This is a genomic window from Actinosynnema sp. NPDC053489, assembly GCF_044544865.1.
Classification (GTDB): Bacteria; Actinomycetota; Actinomycetes; order Mycobacteriales; family Pseudonocardiaceae; genus Actinosynnema.
Map to the genome: position 1 here is coordinate 156,011 of NZ_JBITXT010000016.1, position 17,781 is coordinate 173,791.

The following is a 17,781-nucleotide window of genomic DNA, read 5'->3' on the forward strand; positions in this document are numbered from 1 at the left end:
ACAGCATGGCCACCGAATCGCTGACCCGCGCCGAGCCGTTGCCGGACGTCCTCGGCGGGATCGACCTCACCGATCACCGCTCCTTCGCCGACGGCGTGCCGTACGACCTCTTCGCGCGGCTGCGCGAGGAGGCGCCGGTGTTCTTCCACCCCCACGGCACGTCCCGCGACGACGGCTTCTGGGTGTTCACCAAGCACGCCGACATCGCCGCCGCCGCGGCCGACACCGCGTTCTCCGCCCAGGGCGGCGGTGGTCGCGAGGGCGGCGGCACGCACCTGGAGGACCTGCCCACCGGGATGCTCACCGGCGTCCTGCTGTTCATGATGGACGACCCGCGCCACGAGCTGATCAAACGGGTGCTGACGCCGTTCGTCACCGGCCGGTCCATCGCCGCGCTGGAACCCACGCTGCGCGGCCGCACCCGCGAGCTGCTCGACGGGGCGGTCGCGGCGGGGGAGGTCGACGTCGTCCCGGCCGTCGCCGAGCCCCTGGCGCTGCACGCGATCACCTCGCTGCTGGGCGTGCCGCCCGACGACCGGCCACTGATCGCGGACTGGGTGCGCGGCACGCTCGGCTTCACCGACCGCCGCACCGGCCGCCCCACCGACGGCTCGCGGGCCACGTTCACGGCCATGCGCGAGTACTTCGCGCGGTTCCTCGTGGCCAAGCGCGCCGAGCCGACCGGCGACCTCGGCTCGGTGATCGCGCTCGGCAGGGTGCCCGGCGACGCGCCGATGTCGGACCTGGAGCGGGACACGCACGCGTCGGTGCTGTTCGTCTCCGGCTACGAGCAGCCGCGCAACACCCTCGCCGCGGCCGTCCAGGTGTTCGCCGAGCACCCCGACCAGTGGGCGGCGCTCAAGGCCGACCGGTCGCTGCTGCCCGGCGCCGTGGAGGAGGTGCTGCGCTGGGCGCCCGCCAACCCCTACAACCGGCGCACCGCCACCCGTGACGTCGTCGTGCGCGGGCACCACATCCGCGCCGGCGACAAGGTGACCTTCTGGTGGCCCGCGGCCAACCGCGACCCCGAGGTGTTCGCCGATCCCGACGTGTTCGACATCCGCCGCCACCCCAACCCGCACCTGGCCTTCGGCGCCGGCACGCACGTGTGCTCGGGCGACTCGTTCGGCCGGATGCTGCTGCGGCTGCTGCTCACCGAGCTGCTCGACCGGGTCGACGCGGTCGAGCTCACCGGACCCCCGGTGTTCGCACCGAACAACAAGCACACCGTGCTGCTGGACCTCCCGGTCCGGTTCGTCACCACTGCGAATCCAGAGAAGGACAGCGTTCGATGACCCAGACCACGCCGCGTCCGGCACCCGACGTCCTGACCTACAGCCCCGAGACGGCGGCGCGGATGCTGCCGTTCGACCCGTTCGACGAGGCATTCCACCTCGACCCCTACCCGCGCTACCGGGAGCTGCTCACCCGGCACGGCGGACTGCTGCGCACGTCCGAGGACTCGTTCGCGGCCTTCGGCTTCGACGAGGTCTCCGCCGTGCTCAAGGACCCGCGCTTCGGCATCGGCGTGAAGTCGATGATCGCCGACCAGTTCGTGCAGAACCCGGCGGACGGCGAGTCCGGCCGCATCCTGATGTTCATGGACCCGCCGGACCACACGCGCATCCGCGGCCTGGTGAACAAGGCGTTCACGCCGCGCACCCTCGACCGGCTGCGCCCGCACGCGCTGCGGTTCGCCCGGGAGCTGCTGGCCGAGGCGGCGGCGGGCGAGGGCGAGGTCGACCTGATGGCGGCCTTCGCCCGCCCGCTGCCGGCGCTGGTGCTCAGCCACCTGCTGGACATCCCGGAGAAGTACCACCCGATCTTCTTCTCCGCGGCCAAGGAGAGCGGCCGCGGGCTCGACCCGGGCTTCACGCTGACCGAGGAGCAGAAGGCGGGCCGCAACTACGCCCGCGACCTGTTCATCCAGGCGGGTGTCGAGATGGCCGAGTCGCGCCGCGACAACCTCGGTGACGACCTGATCAGCGACCTGGTGCGGGCCGAGCAGGAGGGCAACCGGCTCGGCGAGTGGGAGCTCGCGATGCTCCTGATGAACCTGCTCGCGGCCGGCTTCGGCGCCACCACCGCGATGATCGGCAACGCGGTGAACGCGCTGCTGGACCACCCGGACCAGTTCGCGTGGTTCCGGGCGAACCCGGACCAGGTCGTCGGCGTGGTGGAGGAGCTGCTGCGCTACGACACCACCCTCCAGGTGACGACCCGCATGGCGTTGGAGGACGCCGACGTGCTCGGCACGCCGATCGCGGCGGGTCAGCACATGGTCACCATGCTCGGCGCGGCCAACCGCGACCCGCGCGCCTACGACCGCCCGGACACCCTGGACCTGACCCGCCCGGTCGGCCGCAACCTCGGGTTCGGGCACGGCATCCACTTCTGCGTGGCCGCGCCGATCGCGAAGATGATCGGCCAGGTCGCGCTGACCGCGCTGCTGGACTACGAGGTGGAGCGCGGCGCGCCGGTGGAGCGGTGGCCCGGCACGTTCCTGAGGGTGATCGGGGTGCTGCCGGTGACCCTCTCGTCCCGCGCCTGACGGCGGGACCGCGACGCCCCGGCCCCCCGGCGCGGGCCGGGGCGTTCGCGCGTCCCGGGGCGTTCGCGCGTCCGCGCCGCGCGAGCGCCGTCGTCCGCGCGCACGGGCGCACCCGTCAGGCGCTCGCCGAGGACATCGCCGACATCCCGAGGGTGCGGGTCAGGTCGAGCATCTCCGCCCGGTAGAGCTTGGCCGGGTCCTTGAGCTGCGTGCCCAGGTGGCCGTAGATCTCCAGGGCCACCTGGCCGTGCATCCGGCCCCACATGCGCAGCGCCAGCGCCACCGTCGCGGGCTCCAGCTCCGGGAACAGCTCGCGCACCCGCTCGGCGTACCCCGAGCCGAAGTCCGGCCAGTCGAACGGCTGCGCCAGGGGGTGCTCCGGCATCGGCCAGCCCGAGGCCACCAGCCGCAGCAGCACCGCGCACGCCCGGTCCTCGGCGTCGCGCACCGGGCCCGACTCGGGGGGCTCGTAGCCCGACACCGGGTCGCCGTAGATGAGCCGGAACTCCTCGGGGTGCGTGATCGCCCACTCGCGGTAGGCCGTGGTCACGGCCAGCACGCGCGCGGCCGGGTCGTCCTCCGGGTTCCGGGTGCAGGCCGCCTCCATCTCGTCGGCCAGGGACGCGTACGAGTCCGAGATCAGCGCCGTGATCAGGTCGTCCCGGGTGTCGAAGTAGCTGTAGATGGCACCGGCGGTCATGCCCATGTCCCGGGCTATGCCGCGCAGCGAGACCGCCTCCGGACCCTTGGCGGTCAGGTGGTCCAGCGCGATGGCCTTGATCTCGGCGCTGGTCTCCGCCCGGAGGCGGTCCCGGCGTCGCGTCGGCGGTCGTCCCATGCTTGACACCCTACCGCGTAGAGATAGTATGCGGAGTGCAACCTTTGAACGGTGTTCAGTAAGTGAACGCCATGAAGCCGCGTCGCCGTCGCCGTGGCGCCCCTCCCCGGCCTGGACCGCGACGAGCTCGCGGGCAGCCCTGTGACGAAGAGAGTTCCCAGCTGTGGTCGCTACCGACAACCCGACATCGAGCAGGTCCGGTCTCCGGCTCGCGCTCCTGGCGTTGGCGCAGTTCATCATCGCCATCGACTACAACAACGTGTACGTCGCGTTGCCCGAGATCGGCAGCGCGCTCGGCTTCTCGGACCAGTCGCTGCAGTGGGTGGTGAGCGCGTACGCCGTGGCGTTCGGCGGTCTCCTCCTGTTGGGCGGCCGGGCCGCCGACCGCATCGGCGCCCGCCGCATGTTCATCGGCGCGCTCCTGGTCTTCGGCCTCTCCTCGCTGGTCGGCGGCCTCGCTACCGACCAGGGCCTCCTCGTCGCCGCCCGCGCGGTGCAGGGGCTCGGCGGTGCGCTGCTGTTCCCCTCGGTCCTCGCCCTGATCGTGACGCGGTTCCCGGAGGGCAAGGAGCGCAACCGCGCCCTGTCCGTCTGGGGCGCCACGGGCAGCGGCGGCCTCGCGGCGGGCGCGCTGCTCGGCGGCGTGATCACCTACGGCCTCGGCTGGCAGTGGGTGTTCTTCATCGTCGTGCCGATCACCATCCTGGCGGCGCTGGTGGCGCCCAAGCTCATCGCGCCGGACACCGCGGTGAGCAAGGGCAGCTTCGACATCCCCGGCGCGCTGGTCGTCACGATCGGCGTGTCGCTGATCGTGTTCGGCCTGGTGAGCGGCCCCGAGGTCGGCTGGGGCTCGATCCGCGCCTGGGGTGCGATCGTGCTGGGCATCCTGCTGGTGCTCGGGTTCTTCGTCATCGAGCGCACCACGAAGGACCCGCTGGCGCCGGTCGCGCTGTTCCGCAACCGGAGCCTGGTCACCGCGATGGCCGTGGCGTTCCTGCACCACGCGGCGCTGAGCTCCGGCTACTTCATCTTCACCATCTACATGCAGGACCAGTTGCAGTACAACGCCCTGCAGGCCGGTCTGGCGTTCCTGCCGCTGGGCGTGTTCGCGATGATCGCGGGCGGCAAGGTCGCCTCGACCGTGCTCACCAAGGCGGGCGTCGGCGCGGGCCTGGCCGTCGGCATGATCATCTACGCGATCGGCCTCGCCGCGCTCGTGGCGGGCATGAGCTCCGGCGGTTCGTACTGGGCGGTGCTGCCCGGCGTCGTGCTCTACGGCTTCGGCGGCGGCCTCGCGTTCACCGCGATCTTCGTGGCCGCGTCGTCCGGGGTCGACGCGGGCTCGCAGGGCGTCGCCTCGGCGCTCGGCTCCACCGCGCTGCAGATCGGCGCGGCGGTCGGCCTCGCGATCATCCTGGCGATCGCGAACGCGAACGCGGACTTCCTGGACGGCCTCCAGGTCGCCGGGTACGTCGCGGCGGCAGGCGCGCTCCTGGGTGGGCTCCTCGCCCTGACGTTGCGCAAGCCCGTAGCGGCGCCCGCCGCCGGGGAGGCCGCCGCGGCGGCACCCGAGGCGGCGGTCTGACCGGCCTGCCTGATCCGATCGGGGGTGACCCTGGTCGCGAATTCGGCGTCCGGGGTGGCGACCAATCGGTCGTCACCCCGGACGCTTTGCGTCGATTGGGCGGGACAATCGTTTCCGCCGATATGATCGGTAGTCGGCGCGGACGGCCGGGAATCGTGGGGAACGACACGTGGACCGTGTGCGAGGTCTGGGTGTACCGGCACAGAGGTGACGACGTCGACGCTGTGGTCGTGCTGTTCGAGTAGCCATCCGGCGATTTCGGGCGCGGGTCGTCGGAACGGACCAACAATAGGTTTATGGGGGAATCTAGATGTTGTTCGAACGAGAGTCGCAATTATCCGATTTACGCGGCCTGCTGGCCGACTGCCGGGAGGGCGCCGGCCGGATCGCCGTGGTGGCGGGACCGGTCGGCTCGGGTAGGACGGAGTTGCTCAACGCGTTCACCGGCGAGGCGGCGGACGGGGGTGCGCTCGTCATGTCGGCCTCGGGCTGCCCCGTGGAGCGCGCGGTCCCGTTCGGCGTGCTGGGCCAGTTGCTCAGGGGTGCGCCGCTGCCCGACGGCGGGACCGCGGACCGGGTCGCGGGGCTGCTGGAGACGGCGCGGGGCGCCACCGTGCCCCCCGTCGTCCACCACAGCCTGTGCATGACGATGCTGGACCTGGTGGAGCGGTCCGAGGCGCCGATCGTGATCGGGGTCGACGACGCCCAGCACGCCGACGACCAGTCGCTCGCGTGCCTGTCGACCATGGTGTGCCGCGTCCGCTCGGGCGGGGTGCTGGTCGTGCTCACCGAGAGCTTCCGGGTGGGGGAGCGGCACCCCCTGGCCCGGATCGGCCTGCCGCGACCGCCGCTGTACCGCCGCATCGAGCTGCCGCCGCTGTCCGTGGCCGGCGTGGAGGCCGTGCTGCGGGACCACGTCGGCCCGGTGCGGGCGTGGGAGCTCGCGGCCGAGTGCCACCAGGCCACCGGCGGCAACCCGATGCTGGTGTACGCGGTCGCCGAGGACACCGCCGCCGCCGGGACCGGGACCGGGACCGCGCGGCTGTCGCTCGGCCCGGCGTTCGAGTACACGATCCAGGGCTACCTCGACACGTGCCCGGTGCTGCGCTCGGTCGCGCGGAGCCTCGCCGTGCTGGACGAACCGCGCCTGCCGCTGGTGCTCGGCAAGCTGGTGGGCACCGAGCCCGAGTCCGTCACGCAGGCCATCGCCGCGCTGAACGAGTGCGGCGTGCTCGACGGCAACTGGTTCCGCCACCCGCGGGGTCGGGAGGTGGTGCTGGACGGCATCACGCCGGCCGACCGCACGTCGCTGCACCGGCGCGCCGCGGTGCAGCTGCGCGCCGAGGGGGCGGCGGCGCCGATCGTGGCCCGGCAGCTCGTCCACGCGGGCGCCCCGGTGGAACCGGAGCTGGTCACCGTGCTGCACGAGGCTGCCGAGCACGCGTTGGCGGACATCGACACGGACCACGCGCGGGCGTGCCTGTGGCTGGCCCGCCACTCGGGCGGCGACGCCCGCCAGCGCGCCACCACGACCGCCCTGATGACCCGGTTGCAGTGGCACGTCGACCCGGTGGCGGCGTCGGCGAACATCGCGGAGCTCATCGGGGCGGCCACCGCGGGCCTGCTCGACCGGCGGCACGCGGCGACGCTCGCCGAGCTGCTGGCGTGGTTCCGGTTGGACGACCGGTCCGACGCGCTGGGCGCCGACTGCCCCGTCCGCTCGGTCGCGGTCACCGCGCTGGTCCGGTTCGACGCCGAGGGCGTGGCGGAGGCCGAGCGGGTGCTCGAGACGACCAGGCTCGCGGACCAGACGCCGTTGCGGACGTTGAGCGCGCTGGCGGTGCTGGCGCTGGGCGGCCGGCCCGCCGACGCCGAGTCGTGGTGCCGCAGGCTGTCCGCCGAGATCGCGGACCGGGACGTGCCGACGTGGCACGCCCTGCTGGCCGCGACGCGGGCCGAGGTCGCGTTGCGGCGCAGCGAGCTGTCGCAGGCCGAACGCCTCGCCCGCCAGGCGCTGGCGGTGTTGCCGACCGAGGGCTGGGGCGTGGCGATCGGGCTGCCCCTGGGCACGCTGGTTCGCGCCCTGGTGGCCGCCGGGCGCCTGGACGAGGCGCTGGAGCAGCTGCGCACCCCGGTGCCCGAGGCGATGTCCACGTGCACGCCGGGGATCCACTACCGGCGGGCGCGCGGCCTGTACTACCAGGCCGCCGGGCGGCACAAGGAGGCGCTGGCCGACTTCGAGGCCATCGGCGCGCTGCTGGCCGACCGGGGCGTCGACGGGCCCAAGCCCGCGCCGTGGCGGACGGACGCGGCGCAGAGCCTGCTCGCCCTGGGGGAGCAGGGGCGGGCCCGCGTGCTCGCGGAGGCGCAGGCCGCGCTGTGCGAACCGGATGACGTGCGGCACCGGGCGGTGTCGACGCGGGTGGTGGCGGCCACCCTGCCGCCGGCCGAGCGGGTCGACCTGCTGCGCGAGGCGGCGGACGCCCTGCACGACGGCGACGACCGGTTGGAGCTCGCGCACACCCTGTCGGACCTGGGCTGGACCTACCACGAGCTGGGGTCGTTCAGCCAGGCCCGCCTGGCGTTGCGCGGGGCGGCGCTGATCGCGAACCGGTGCGGCGCGCCCGAGGCGGGCCGCACGGCGCCACCGCCCGGGCAGCCGACGCACCCGGCGCCGGTCGACGCGCCGCAGCTCGCCGTCCTCAGCGACGCCGAGACCCGGGTGGCGACCCTGGCGTCGTGGGGGTACAGCAACCGCGAGATAGCGAAGCGCCTCTACATCACGGTCAGCACGGTGGAGCAGCACCTGACCCGCACCTACCGCAAGCTGAACGTCAACCGGCGGACCGACCTGGCCAACAGCCTGCACCGCATGGCCTCCGCCGAATCACCGGTCTCGTTCTGACCGGCGCCCGCCGTGACCCGTCCTCCTCCGACGGGTCACGGCCTCACAGTCCCGGGAAGACCGCCGTGAGGAACCACATCACCGGGACGGCCGAGAGGGCGGTCGTGACGAGGACGGCCGGGAGCGGCGCGCGTGAGCGCACCAGCAGGAACGGGTAGACGCCCGGCAGGACCCAGCGGCCCTTGGCGCTCACCAGGTCACGGGCCGCGTCCGCCACGCCCTGCCCCGGCGCCGCGCGGGCGACCAGGGCCTCGCCGACCAGGCCGTGGAAACCCAGGACCAGGGGGAACACCCAGAGGAACACCACGCCCAGGAGGTACTCCTCCGACAGCTCTTCGAACGCGACGAAGTACAGGTACCCCGCCACCGCCACGGCACCGACCAGCACGACTGCGTACAGCAGGCGCATGGCGGCGGGATGCCTGCCGCCCACGGGGGCGTCGCGGTACGGGTGCGTCCGCGCCAGGTGCTGCCGCAGGCGCAGGTGCCGGAACCGGTAGGTCGCGCCGACCTGGCGCAGCACGCCGCGGCGGTGCGCGTCGTCGAGGAACGACACGACGCGCACCGGCAACCGGCTCGGCCACTTCGCCAGGACGGCGACCCGCAGCACCGCCAGCGAACCCCACGCCGAGGTGACGAACAGCGTCAGGCCCAGCGCGGGACCGACGAACGCCCCGATCCAGGGCGCGACCCGGAACCACACCAGCGGCCCGGCCGAGAACACCGCCGCGGCCACCACCAGCAGCGTCCGCCGGCGGTCCGCCCGCAGCGTCGCGTGGGGCGTCGCGGCACGGGCGATGTCGGCCGGCGCGGTCATCAGCATGACCAGGCACAGCGGGAGCACGATCGTGATCGTGATGGCGGACCCGAGGGCGAGGGTGACTTCCATGGAGATCTTCGGGCCGCTGAGCAGCGCCAGGTACGCGTAGACGAGGGCGAAGCCGAACCCCGCCGTCACGCCGGCGGCCAGCCCGGCGGTCAGCGCCCGCAAGGCGGCCCGGACCTCGTCCGGGGTGGTCGGCAACCGCAACGACGTGCGCGTGGGCGGGCTCGACTGCCGTCCGGCCACCACCACGCCGAACGCGACCACCACGCCGATGCCCACCGCGTGGCCCGGTTCGATCGGGTGGCTCACGAGCAGCCCGTTGAGCACCCCGACGAGGGCGAACAGCACGACCACCACGGCGCCGAACGCCGTGCGCGAGACGGCGAACGGCAGCTCCCACCAGTTCAGCGACTGCGTGCCGCGGCGTTCGGACAGCCACGCGAGGGTGCGCAGCCACCGCAGCGCTTTGCCGTTGTCGGGGTACACCGACGGGACGAAGCGCTCCAGCAGGTGTTCCTCCACCGCCTCCTGGGTGCCCAGCGCGAGCAACGCCCGCAGGTCGCCCGGGCCCCGGCTGTACGCGGCCCGGGCGAGCGACGCCATCAGCGGCGTCGAGAGGGCCTCCGCCTGCGGGGTGCCCGCCACCAGGCGCACCGCGTCCCACTTGTCCCGGAGGCGCTGCGGTGTCGCGTCACGCAGGTAGGCGAGGACGTCCTCGCCCCGCAGCGGCTGCAGCTCCACGACGGACGCGTGGGCGAGGGGCTCGAACGTCTCCTGCTCCAACAGCTCCCGGTAGGCGTCCGTGCGGCAGGTCAGCACCACCGGCTCGTCCCTCGGCAACCACCGGTTGATCGCGCGCACCGCCGCGGTGCGGGACGGTTCGGCCATCTCGTCGAGGCCGTCCAGCACCGGCAGCACCTTGCGTGTCGCGACCAGTGCCGCGGTGCGGTCGTCCGAGTAGGTCTCCGCGATCCGCCGCGCCATCCAGGAGTCCAGGCGCTCGGCGGGGTCCCAGGACGCGACCGGCAGGATCACCGGCACCGGGTCGCCGGGTTCCCGGGCCTTCACCAACCCCCGAGCCAGCTCCACGGCCAGCACCGTCTTGCCCGCGCCGGGGCCGCCGAGCACCACCAACCGGCGACCGGGCAGCGCGAGGTACTCGTCCACCACGCCGTCCACCCGCCCGGCCGGGGCCGCGCGGGCCGCCAGGTCCGCCGGCCCGACGGCGGACCAGCTCACCGGCAGCAGGTCGTTGAGGTCGCGGACCCCGCTTTCGCGCCGGTACTCGGCCTCCAGCGCGGCCGCCAGGCCCTCCAGCACGCTCGTCTGCCGGTCCTGGCGCACCGCGAGCCGCAGGGCGGCGATCGACACGACCAGCCCGGGCACGCCGACCAGCAGGCTGAGCACCAGGCCACCGACACTGGCCCAGTTGTCCGCCTCGCTGAGCACGCGCCCGGACAGGAACCAGACGACCCCGGCCAGCACGGCCAGCAGCGACGCACAACCGACCACGACCCAGGCCGCCCCCGGTAAGCCACTCCGCATGGGCACCAGCATGGCCGATGCCCGCGGGAGCCGGCGCCGCGCCGCGCCCGCTCCGCGATCACGGTTCAGGTGGCATCGAAACGCCCGACGGCCGGGAGCGCGCCACCTCGGCCGGGCTGGTGGCCTCGACGTGGTCGTGGTGGGTATGAGCGTGCGTTCGGCGAGACGCGGCGGTTGCCCCGCCTGGCTGCCAAGCGGGGCAACCGCGGTCGCGGTGCCGGCAGGCGTGACCCGAAGCAGGAGAGGCATGTCGGGCATGTTCACCGAGTGCGCTGTCACCGCGGTGCGCGTCGACGGACGGGCGTTCGCAGACCGACGAGGTGGCACTCGACCGGCAGCGGTGGCTCACGGGGCCTTGGCGAATTCCCGCACGATGCGCTCGCAGAAGGCCGGCAGGTCGTCGGGCGACCGGCTGGTGGTGATGTTGCCGTCGGTGACGACCGGTTCGTCGACCACCTCGGCGCCGGCGTTGCGCAGGTCGGTGCGCACGCTCGGCCACGAGGTCAGCCGGCGTCCCCGCGCGACGTCGGCCTCGACGAAGTTCCACGGGCCGTGGCAGATCGAAGCCACCGGCTTGCCCGACCGGACGAAGTCCCGGACGAACCGCACCGCGGCGGGTTCCATCCGCAGCTTGTCCGGGTTCACGGTGCCACCCGGCAGGAGCAGCGCCTCGTAGTCGTCGACCGACACCTCGCCGACCAGCCGGTCCACCGCGAAGGTGCCCGCGTCGTCGAGGTCGTGGTCGCGCGCCTGGACCTCGCCGCCGGCGATGGAGACCACGGTCGTGCGCGCTCCGGCGTCGTCCAGCGCCTGCCGCGGCTGCTCCAGCTCGACCCGCTCCACCCCGTCGGCGGCGAGGATGGCGACCCGGCGCCCGTTCAGCTCCCCGGCCACGTCAGGCACCCGCCCCCGCCATCGCCGGGTGCAGGACGACCTTCGTCCAGCCGTCGTCCCGCTTGTCGAAGTGCTCGTAGGCCTCCGGCGCGCGGTCCAGGGGTAGCTCGTGGCTGACGATGAAGGACGGTTCGGCCCTGCCCGCGGCGATCAGGTCGCGCAACTGCCGGTTGTACTTCTTGACCGGCGCCTGGCCGCTGCCGATGTGCTGGCCCTTGAACCAGAACATGCCGTAGTCGAAGGCGAGCTTGCCCTGCTTGGCCAGCTCGTCGCCGCCACCGGGGTCCTGGGGCACGAAGACGCCCACGTTGCCGATCCTCCCGGTGAAGCGCACCGAGGCGACCAGCCGGTTCATCGTCAGGTTGGCCTGCTCCCGGCCGTCGGGCTCGTGCGCCTGGTAGCCGACGCACTCGCAGCCGTTGTCCGCGCCCAGCCCCATCGTCTCCTCCAGGACGGCCTGCACCGGGTCGACCTTCGAGTCGTCGATGGCGATCGCGCCGATCGACTCGGCCAGTCGCAACCGGTCGGCGTGCCGGTCGACGACCATCACCTTGCTCGCACCCCGGATGGTCGCCGACAGGGCGGCCATCAACCCGACCGGGCCCGCGCCGTAGACGACCGTCTGGTCGCCGGGCTGCACGCCGGCCATCTCGGTGGCGTGGTAGCCGGTCGGGAAGATGTCGGCGAGCATCACGTAGTCGGTCTGGCGCTCCTCGGCGTCCTCGCCCAACCGCAGGCAGTTGAAGTCGCCCCACGGCACGCGCAACAGCTCGGCCTGCCCGCCGGCCCACGGACCCATGTCGGCGAAGCCGTACGCGGCGCCAGCCATCCTCGGCTCGGGCTGGGCGGTCAGGCAGTAGTTCGTCAACTGGCGCTCGCAGTTCTTGCAGTGCCCGCACGAGATGTTGAACGGCAGGACGACCCAGTCGCCCACCTCGACCTTGTCGACGCCGGAGCCGACCTCGACCACCTCGCCGAGGTTCTCGTGCCCGAACCAGCGGCCGGTCTCGAAGTCGGTCCGCCTCTCGTACATGTGCAGGTCCGAGCCGCAGATGTTGGCCGACGTGATCCGCACCAGCACGTCGGTCGGCCGCTCGATCCGCGCGTCCGGCACGTCCTTGACACTGATCTGTCGCGGCCCTTCGTACACGACTGCCTTCACGACTGCCTCCTCGTGATCAGGTGCCTCCCTCCGTCCGGGTGGCCCCGTCAGAGCCGAATACCCTGGGCGGACCGTCCAAACCGGCGGCCCACCGCGGATGATCTCTTGTGGACAGTCGCCGTCGTTCGGTGGAAGAACTCGGAAGTGCGGTGCACCGGCCCGGGTGGCATCGTCGGATGTGGCGCGGAGATCGGCTACGGGCTGGTGCCGCGACATCGACGTGCCTCCGCCGACCGTCGTGGACGCACGGTGACCGTCGCCGGGGTCGGTGTGGGTTGTGCCGAGTTCCTGCCGCCCGCACTGGCTGGTGAGGGTGCGGCAGTGGCGATGACTACCGCGGAGTCACCCACAGTGTTGTTTCATTGCCGAAAGTGATAAATCCGTCGGGTGGCGACGGGAGTAATTCGATGGACTGAAAGGAGGAGTTCCGGGTACTCGATGTCACCGTTGAGGACTCGGGAGTTCCGATGACCACCGTGCTGGTAGCCGACGACGACGCCGATGTGCGGGACGTCGTCGTCTTCAAGCTCGAGCAGTCGGGCTACGACGTGGTCGTCGCCGAGGACGGCGCGACCGCCCTGACCGTGGCCCGCGAGGTCCTCCCGGACATCGCCGTGCTGGACGTGATGATGCCCCGGATGACCGGGTTGGACGTCTGCCGCGAGCTGCGCGCGGCGGAGGCCACCGCCGCCATACCGGTGATCCTGTTGACCGCCCGTGCCCAGGAGGGTGATGTCGAGGGCGGGTTCGCCCTGGGCGCCGACGACTACCTCACCAAGCCGTTCAGCCCTCGCGAGCTGGCCAGCCGGGTCCGCGCGGTGTTGGCGCGAAGCCGGCGATGACGTCGCCCGTGTCGCCGTCGGTCGACCGCGAGTGGCTGGTCGTCGCGGTGGTGTGCCTGGCCGTCGTGCTCGTCGCCCTGGTCGTGGCGCTCCTCGCCGGTCGGTGGTGGCGTCGGGTGGTCGAGGCGCGCCGGGCTCGCCTGGTGGCGCCGGCCCGTCCGTGGCTGGTCCGCCTGGTCGCCGGAGGAGGCACCGATCCCGCGGCCCTGGAGCGGCTGGTCGCCGTGGACGCGCGCACGTGGCGAGCGCTGGAACCCGCGGCGGTCGACATCCTGGGCAAGGTCCGCGGCGAGGCGCGCGCGGCCGTGGTCGGGCTGCTGGAGCGGCGCGGTTCGGTGGAGCGGGCGATGCGCGGTGTGCACCGGCGCAGCGCTGTGGTCCGGGCCCGGTCGGCCCACCTGCTCGGCGCCGTGGGCGGACCGGGGACGTCGGCGCTGCTGGTGCGGCTGCTGGACGACCGGGACCCGGAGGTCCGGGCGGTGGCCGTGCGCGCCCTCGGCCGGTTGGCCGACCCGGCCGCGGCGGAGGCGCTCGTGCACGGCCTGCGCCGCCCGTCCGCGCTGCCGCACCACCTCGTCATGGTCGCCCTGCGACGGATCGGTCCGACAGCGGTCCCACCGCTGCTCGCCGCGGCGGCCGAAGAGTCCGACGTCCTCGTCCGGGCCCGGGTCGCCGAGGCCCTCGGCCTGATGGGTGCGGTCGCGGCGGCGCCCGTGCTCGTCGCGATGCTGCGCGACGACAGGTCCACGGAGGTGCGACTGCGCGCGGCCCGGGCCCTCGGGCGCATCGGCGCCCCTTCCTCGGTATCCGATGTCATCGCCGCCGCCTCCGACCGGGAGCCGGTCGCGCTGCGGGTGACGGCGGCCGAGGCCCTGGGCGCGCTGGGCGCGCGGCGCGCGGTCCCCGTGCTGACCGACCTGGTCGGCGACCCCGTGCACTGGGTGGCCCACACGGCCGCCGCGTCGCTCGCCGCGATCCGGCCCGACGGGGTGACCGCCCTGACGGGGTTGGTCGACCGGCCGGGCCCGGCCGCGCGCCACGCCCGGGAGGCGCTGGTGACGGCGAACGCGAAGACGCTGCTCGCGCGGGCGCCGTCGTGACCGCGCCGGACGTCCTCAGCGTCGCCGTCGTCCTGGCCAACTGGTTCGTGCTGGCCTACTTCCTCCTGCTCAACACGAGCTACCTCGGCCTGATGCTGCTCGCGGTGCGCGAGTTCCGGCGGCACCTCCGACGTCGCCCCTACGCGGGGTTCGACGAGGCGTACGCCAACCCGCTGGCGCTCGGGGTCTCGGTGGTGATGCCCGCGCACGACGAGGAGGCGACGATCGTCGAGAGCGTCAACGCCATGCTGGCCCTGCGGTACCCGCTCTTCGAGGTGCTGGTGGTCGACGACGGCTCCACCGACCGCACCTTCGAGGTCCTGCGGGCGCACTTCGGCCTGGTGGAGGTCCCGCGCGTGGTGCCGGACGACGTCCCCACCCGGGGCGCCGTCATCTCGGTGCACGCACCGCCGGGAGCGGTTCCGCTGGTCGTGGTCCGCAAGGAGAACGGCGGCAAGGCCTCGGCGAACAACACCGGCATCAACGTCGCGGTCCAGCCGCTGGTCTGCATGGTCGACGCGGATTCGCTGCTCGACCCGGACGCCCTGATGGCGGTGGCCAGGCCCTTCGGCGACGACCCGGAGCGCGTGATCGCCACCGGCGGCGTCGTGCGGGCGGTCAACGACAGCACCGTCACCGCCGGCCGGGTGACCCGGCTGCGCATGCCGAGGACCTGGCCGGCACGCATCCAGGTCGTGGAGTACCTGCGGGCGTTCCTGCTGGGCCGCTCCGGCTGGTCGGCCCTCAACGCGCTCGTCGTCGTCTCCGGGGCGTTCGGCCTGTTCCGGAGGGACGTCCTCGTGGAGGTTGGCGGCCTCGACGTGGCGACGATCGGGGAGGACGCCGAGCTGGTCGTCCGGCTGCACCGCCACATGCGCGCGCACCGGCGTCCGGCCAGGGTCGTGTTCGTCCCCGAACCGGTGGCCTGGACCGAGGTCCCCGAATCGCTGCGGGTGCTCGGGCGCCAACGCCGCCGCTGGTCGCGCGGCCTCGCGGAGGTGCTGTGGAAGCACCGGCGCGTGATCGGGAACCCGGCGTACGGCGCGGTCGGCACGCTGGCGCTGCCGTTCTACGTGCTGTTCGAGCTGCTGGCGCCGGTGGTCGAGCTGTTCGGCCTCGTCGCCCTCGCCGCGGGTCTGCTGCTCGGGGCCGTCGACTGGGCGTTCGCGGTGCTGTTCTTCCTGGTGGCGTTCTGCTACGGGATCGCGCTCTCCCTGGTCGCGCTCGTGGTGGAGGAGTACTCGTTCCACCGGTACCGCGACTGGCGGGACCTGGCGGTCTCCCTCGTGGTCGCGGTCGTCGAGAACGTCGGCTACCGGCAGTTGACGGCGGTGTGGCGGTTGTGGGGTCTGGTGGACGCCGTGCGCGGCAGGAAGGCCGAGTGGGGCCGGATGACGCGGGTGGGGTTCGCGAGCGCCGGACCAGCGGGCGGTCCCGTGCCCCGCTCGGGACCGGTGGCGCACCCGGAGGAGGCGGTACCCGATGCCCGTTGAGCCGCCCGACCGCGACGCGGTGCTGGCCGAGTACGGCGTCGAGGACCTGGGGCGCGAGCCCGACCTGGAGGCCCTGGCGGAGCTGGCCGCCCAGGTGTGCGGCGTGCCCCGCGGGGCGGTCAACCTGATCAGCGAGCACCTCCAGCACCAGGTGGCGGCGGTCGGGATCTCCTCCTCGGTGTGCTCGCGGGAGGACTCGATGTGCGCGGTCTCGATCACCGCGTCGGAGCCGGTCGAGGTGCCCGACGCCCGCCTGGACCCCCGCTTCGCCGCCAACCCCTTCGTCACCGGCCGGATCGCGTCGGTCCGGTTCTACGCCGCGAGCCGCCTGCGGGCGCCGTCCGGAGCCGTCCTCGGCACCCAGTGCGTGTTCGACGACGTGCCCCGTCGGCTGGACCGCCGACAGCGGCGCAGCCTCGACCTGCTCGCGCACCAGGTCGTCGACGTGCTGGAACTCCGGCGGTCCAGCCGGGCGCTCGCCCGCAGCGTCGAGGAGCTGACCGAGGCCCGCGCCGAGCTGCTGCGCTCCAACAGCGAACTCGCGGACTTCGCCGGGCGGGTCAGCCACGACCTCCGCAACCCGCTCGCGGGCATCACGGGGTTCCTCGAACTGCTCGCCGACCACCCCGCCGTCACCGGCGCGCCCACCGCCGGGCGGCTGGTCGAGCGCGGCCGGGCCGCCGCGGGCCGCATGCATGCCCTGGTCGACGAGCTGCTGGAGTACGCGAAGCTTGGCGGGCAGCTGAAGTGGGGGCCCGTCGACCTCGGCGGGCTCCTCACCGACCTGGTCGAGGACCGCGCCACCGGCCGGGGGATCGAGGACGTGGACCTCGACCTCGGACCGCTGCCGGTGGTCCACGGGGACGAGACGCACCTGCGCGCGCTGCTGCAGAACATCATCGGCAACGCCATCCGCTTCGCGCGTCCCGACCGGCGGCTCACCGTGCGCGTCCGAGCGGAACGCCAGGGTGAGTTCGTCCGCGTCGAGGTCGCCGACAACGGCAGGGGCGTCCCGCCGGCGCGCCGCGAGGAGGCATTCGCGCTGCTGAGCCAGGTCCACGAGCACGGCACCGCGGAAGGCGGCGCGGGCATCGGCCTGGCCACCTGTCGACGCGTCGTCACCGCCCACGGCGGCACGATCGGGCTGGACGACGGCATCGACGGTGGCGTAACCGTGCGGTTCACCCTGCCGGCCGCTTGAACGGCTCCACCACCGGCACCGCGCCGCGGGGTCCGGGAGTTCCCGACCGCGATCGGCGGTCGTACCGCGCCGCCCGGCCGGGTTGTCCGGCGGCCCAACAGGCAGGTGCGTTCGAGGTTCGCTCAGGCGATCGGGGGTACACCGATCGAGCGTCATGCAGTCGGCGCCTCACCGGTCCGGGATGGTGTCCCGCGGGTGTCCACCCGCGACAACGGTCGGTGTCTTTCCTGTGGACCCCGAGGAGCCGGCGTGCAGCCCTGGCCCGGAAGCCCGTACCCGCTTGGTGCGACCTACGACGGCGTGGGCACCAACTTCACCCTTTTCTCGGAGGTCGCCGACCAGGTCGAGTTGTGCCTGTTCGACGACGACGGGACCGAGACGCGCGTGCGGTTGCCGGAGGTGAGCGGTGGCGTCCACCACGGCTACCTGTCCGGTGTCGGCCCGGGTCAGAAGTACGGTTACCGCGTGCACGGCCCGCACGACCCGGCGCGCGGCCTGCGGTGCAACCCCAACAAGCTGCTGATCGACCCGTACGCCAAGGCGATCACCGGCGACGTCGACTGGGACGAGTCGCTGTTCGGCTACCCGTTCGGCGACCCGGGCTCGCGCAACGACCTCGACTCGGCCGGTCACGTGCCGCTGTCGGTGGTGGTCAACCCGTTCTTCGACTGGGCCAACGACCGGCCGCCGAACATCCCGTACAACGAGTCGGTCATCTACGAGGCCCACGTGCGGGGCCTGACCATGCAGCACCCCGAGATCCCGGAGCAGTTGCGCGGAACCTACGCGGGTCTGGCGCACCCGGCGGTGATCGAGCACCTCAAGGGCCTCGGTGTCAC

The 17,781-nt window shown here is 73.2% G+C and carries 12 protein-coding genes and 1 pseudogene; 9 read left to right on the forward strand and 4 right to left on the reverse strand.

Going from position 1 to position 17,781, the window contains the following annotated elements; genetic code table 11:
- The first annotated feature begins 5 nt into the window (after nt 1-5).
- Both ACIGNX_RS30030 and ACIGNX_RS30035 read left to right on the forward strand, forming a co-directional pair.
- Complete coding sequence (locus ACIGNX_RS30030; RefSeq protein WP_396544186.1) at nt 6-1,295, forward strand: cytochrome P450; 1,290 nt, start codon at nt 6-8, stop codon at nt 1,293-1,295.
- Nucleotides 1,292-2,551, forward strand: coding sequence for a cytochrome P450 (locus tag ACIGNX_RS30035; RefSeq protein WP_396544187.1), 1,260 nt, complete (start codon nt 1,292-1,294; stop codon nt 2,549-2,551). Before ACIGNX_RS30030 ends, ACIGNX_RS30035 begins: the two co-directional genes overlap by 4 nt.
- A gap of 115 nt (nt 2,552-2,666) precedes the next feature.
- Here the strand turns inward: ACIGNX_RS30035 and ACIGNX_RS30040 are convergent, their stop codons facing one another.
- Nucleotides 2,667-3,389 carry a TetR/AcrR family transcriptional regulator gene (locus ACIGNX_RS30040; RefSeq protein ID WP_396544188.1) on the reverse strand — a complete coding sequence of 241 codons (723 nt, stop codon included), beginning with the start codon at nt 3,387-3,389 and terminating at the stop codon, nt 2,667-2,669.
- A gap of 163 nt (nt 3,390-3,552) precedes the next feature.
- Here ACIGNX_RS30040 and ACIGNX_RS30045 point away from each other — a divergent pair, with 163 nt between their 5' ends.
- Nucleotides 3,553-4,974 (forward strand): MFS transporter, encoded by a 1,422-nt coding sequence (locus ACIGNX_RS30045; protein WP_396544189.1) that lies wholly within the window; start codon nt 3,553-3,555, stop codon nt 4,972-4,974.
- A gap of 310 nt (nt 4,975-5,284) precedes the next feature.
- A complete protein-coding gene (locus ACIGNX_RS30050) occupies nt 5,285-7,879 on the forward strand; it encodes an AAA family ATPase (protein WP_396544190.1) in 2,595 nt (864 codons plus the stop codon).
- Nucleotides 7,880-7,922: 43 nt separating this feature from the next.
- Here the strand turns inward: ACIGNX_RS30050 and ACIGNX_RS30055 are convergent, their stop codons facing one another.
- The 3 genes from ACIGNX_RS30055 to ACIGNX_RS30065 form a co-directional block, all read right to left on the reverse strand.
- Nucleotides 7,923-10,250 (reverse strand): NACHT domain-containing protein, encoded by a 2,328-nt coding sequence (locus ACIGNX_RS30055; RefSeq protein WP_396544191.1) that lies wholly within the window; start codon nt 10,248-10,250, stop codon nt 7,923-7,925.
- Nucleotides 10,251-10,595: 345 nt separating this feature from the next.
- On the reverse strand, nt 10,596-11,144 hold the full coding sequence (locus ACIGNX_RS30060) for a type 1 glutamine amidotransferase domain-containing protein (RefSeq protein WP_396544192.1): 549 nt from the start codon (nt 11,142-11,144) through the stop codon (nt 10,596-10,598).
- Nucleotide 11,145: 1 nt separating this feature from the next.
- The gene (locus ACIGNX_RS30065; RefSeq protein WP_396544193.1) at nt 11,146-12,306 is read right to left on the reverse strand and encodes a glutathione-independent formaldehyde dehydrogenase; all 1,161 of its coding nucleotides are present in this window, start codon (nt 12,304-12,306) and stop codon (nt 11,146-11,148) included.
- A 467-nt stretch (nt 12,307-12,773) separates the two neighbouring features.
- On the opposite strand from ACIGNX_RS30065, the gene ACIGNX_RS30070 reads away from it, so the two are divergent.
- The 5 genes and pseudogenes from ACIGNX_RS30070 to ACIGNX_RS30090 all read left to right on the forward strand — a co-directional run.
- On the forward strand, nt 12,774-13,148 hold the full coding sequence (locus ACIGNX_RS30070) for a response regulator transcription factor (protein WP_396544194.1): 375 nt from the start codon (nt 12,774-12,776) through the stop codon (nt 13,146-13,148).
- Nucleotides 13,145-14,248 (forward strand): HEAT repeat domain-containing protein, encoded by a 1,104-nt coding sequence (locus ACIGNX_RS30075; RefSeq protein WP_396544195.1) that lies wholly within the window; start codon nt 13,145-13,147, stop codon nt 14,246-14,248. Before ACIGNX_RS30070 ends, ACIGNX_RS30075 begins: the two co-directional genes overlap by 4 nt.
- Nucleotides 14,245-15,741, forward strand: coding sequence for a glycosyltransferase family 2 protein (locus ACIGNX_RS30080; protein ID WP_396544196.1), 1,497 nt, complete (start codon nt 14,245-14,247; stop codon nt 15,739-15,741). The genes ACIGNX_RS30075 and ACIGNX_RS30080 overlap by 4 nt, the downstream gene beginning before the upstream one ends.
- Nucleotides 15,731-16,942 carry an ATP-binding protein gene (locus ACIGNX_RS30085; RefSeq protein WP_396544197.1) on the forward strand — a complete coding sequence of 404 codons (1,212 nt, stop codon included), beginning with the start codon at nt 15,731-15,733 and terminating at the stop codon, nt 16,940-16,942. Before ACIGNX_RS30080 ends, ACIGNX_RS30085 begins: the two co-directional genes overlap by 11 nt.
- A 249-nt stretch (nt 16,943-17,191) precedes the next feature.
- Nucleotides 17,192-17,781 (forward strand): annotated as a pseudogene (locus ACIGNX_RS30090) (glycogen debranching enzyme); the annotation flags it as partial.

Excerpts from the sequence above, each read along its gene's own strand:
- ACIGNX_RS30030 (WP_396544186.1), top strand. The coding sequence starts at position 6 with ATGGCCACCGAATCGCTGACCCGCGCCGAGCCGTTGCCGGACGTCCTC.
- ACIGNX_RS30035 (WP_396544187.1), top strand. The coding sequence starts at position 1,292 with ATGACCCAGACCACGCCGCGTCCGGCACCCGACGTCCTGACCTACAGC.
- ACIGNX_RS30040 (WP_396544188.1), bottom strand. The coding sequence starts at position 3,389 with ATGGGACGACCGCCGACGCGACGCCGGGACCGCCTCCGGGCGGAGACC.
- ACIGNX_RS30050 (WP_396544190.1), top strand. The coding sequence starts at position 5,285 with ATGTTGTTCGAACGAGAGTCGCAATTATCCGATTTACGCGGCCTGCTG.
- ACIGNX_RS30055 (WP_396544191.1), bottom strand. The coding sequence starts at position 10,250 with ATGCGGAGTGGCTTACCGGGGGCGGCCTGGGTCGTGGTCGGTTGTGCG.
- ACIGNX_RS30070 (WP_396544194.1), top strand. The coding sequence starts at position 12,774 with ATGACCACCGTGCTGGTAGCCGACGACGACGCCGATGTGCGGGACGTC.
- ACIGNX_RS30075 (WP_396544195.1), top strand. The coding sequence starts at position 13,145 with ATGACGTCGCCCGTGTCGCCGTCGGTCGACCGCGAGTGGCTGGTCGTC.
- ACIGNX_RS30085 (WP_396544197.1), top strand. The coding sequence starts at position 15,731 with ATGCCCGTTGAGCCGCCCGACCGCGACGCGGTGCTGGCCGAGTACGGC.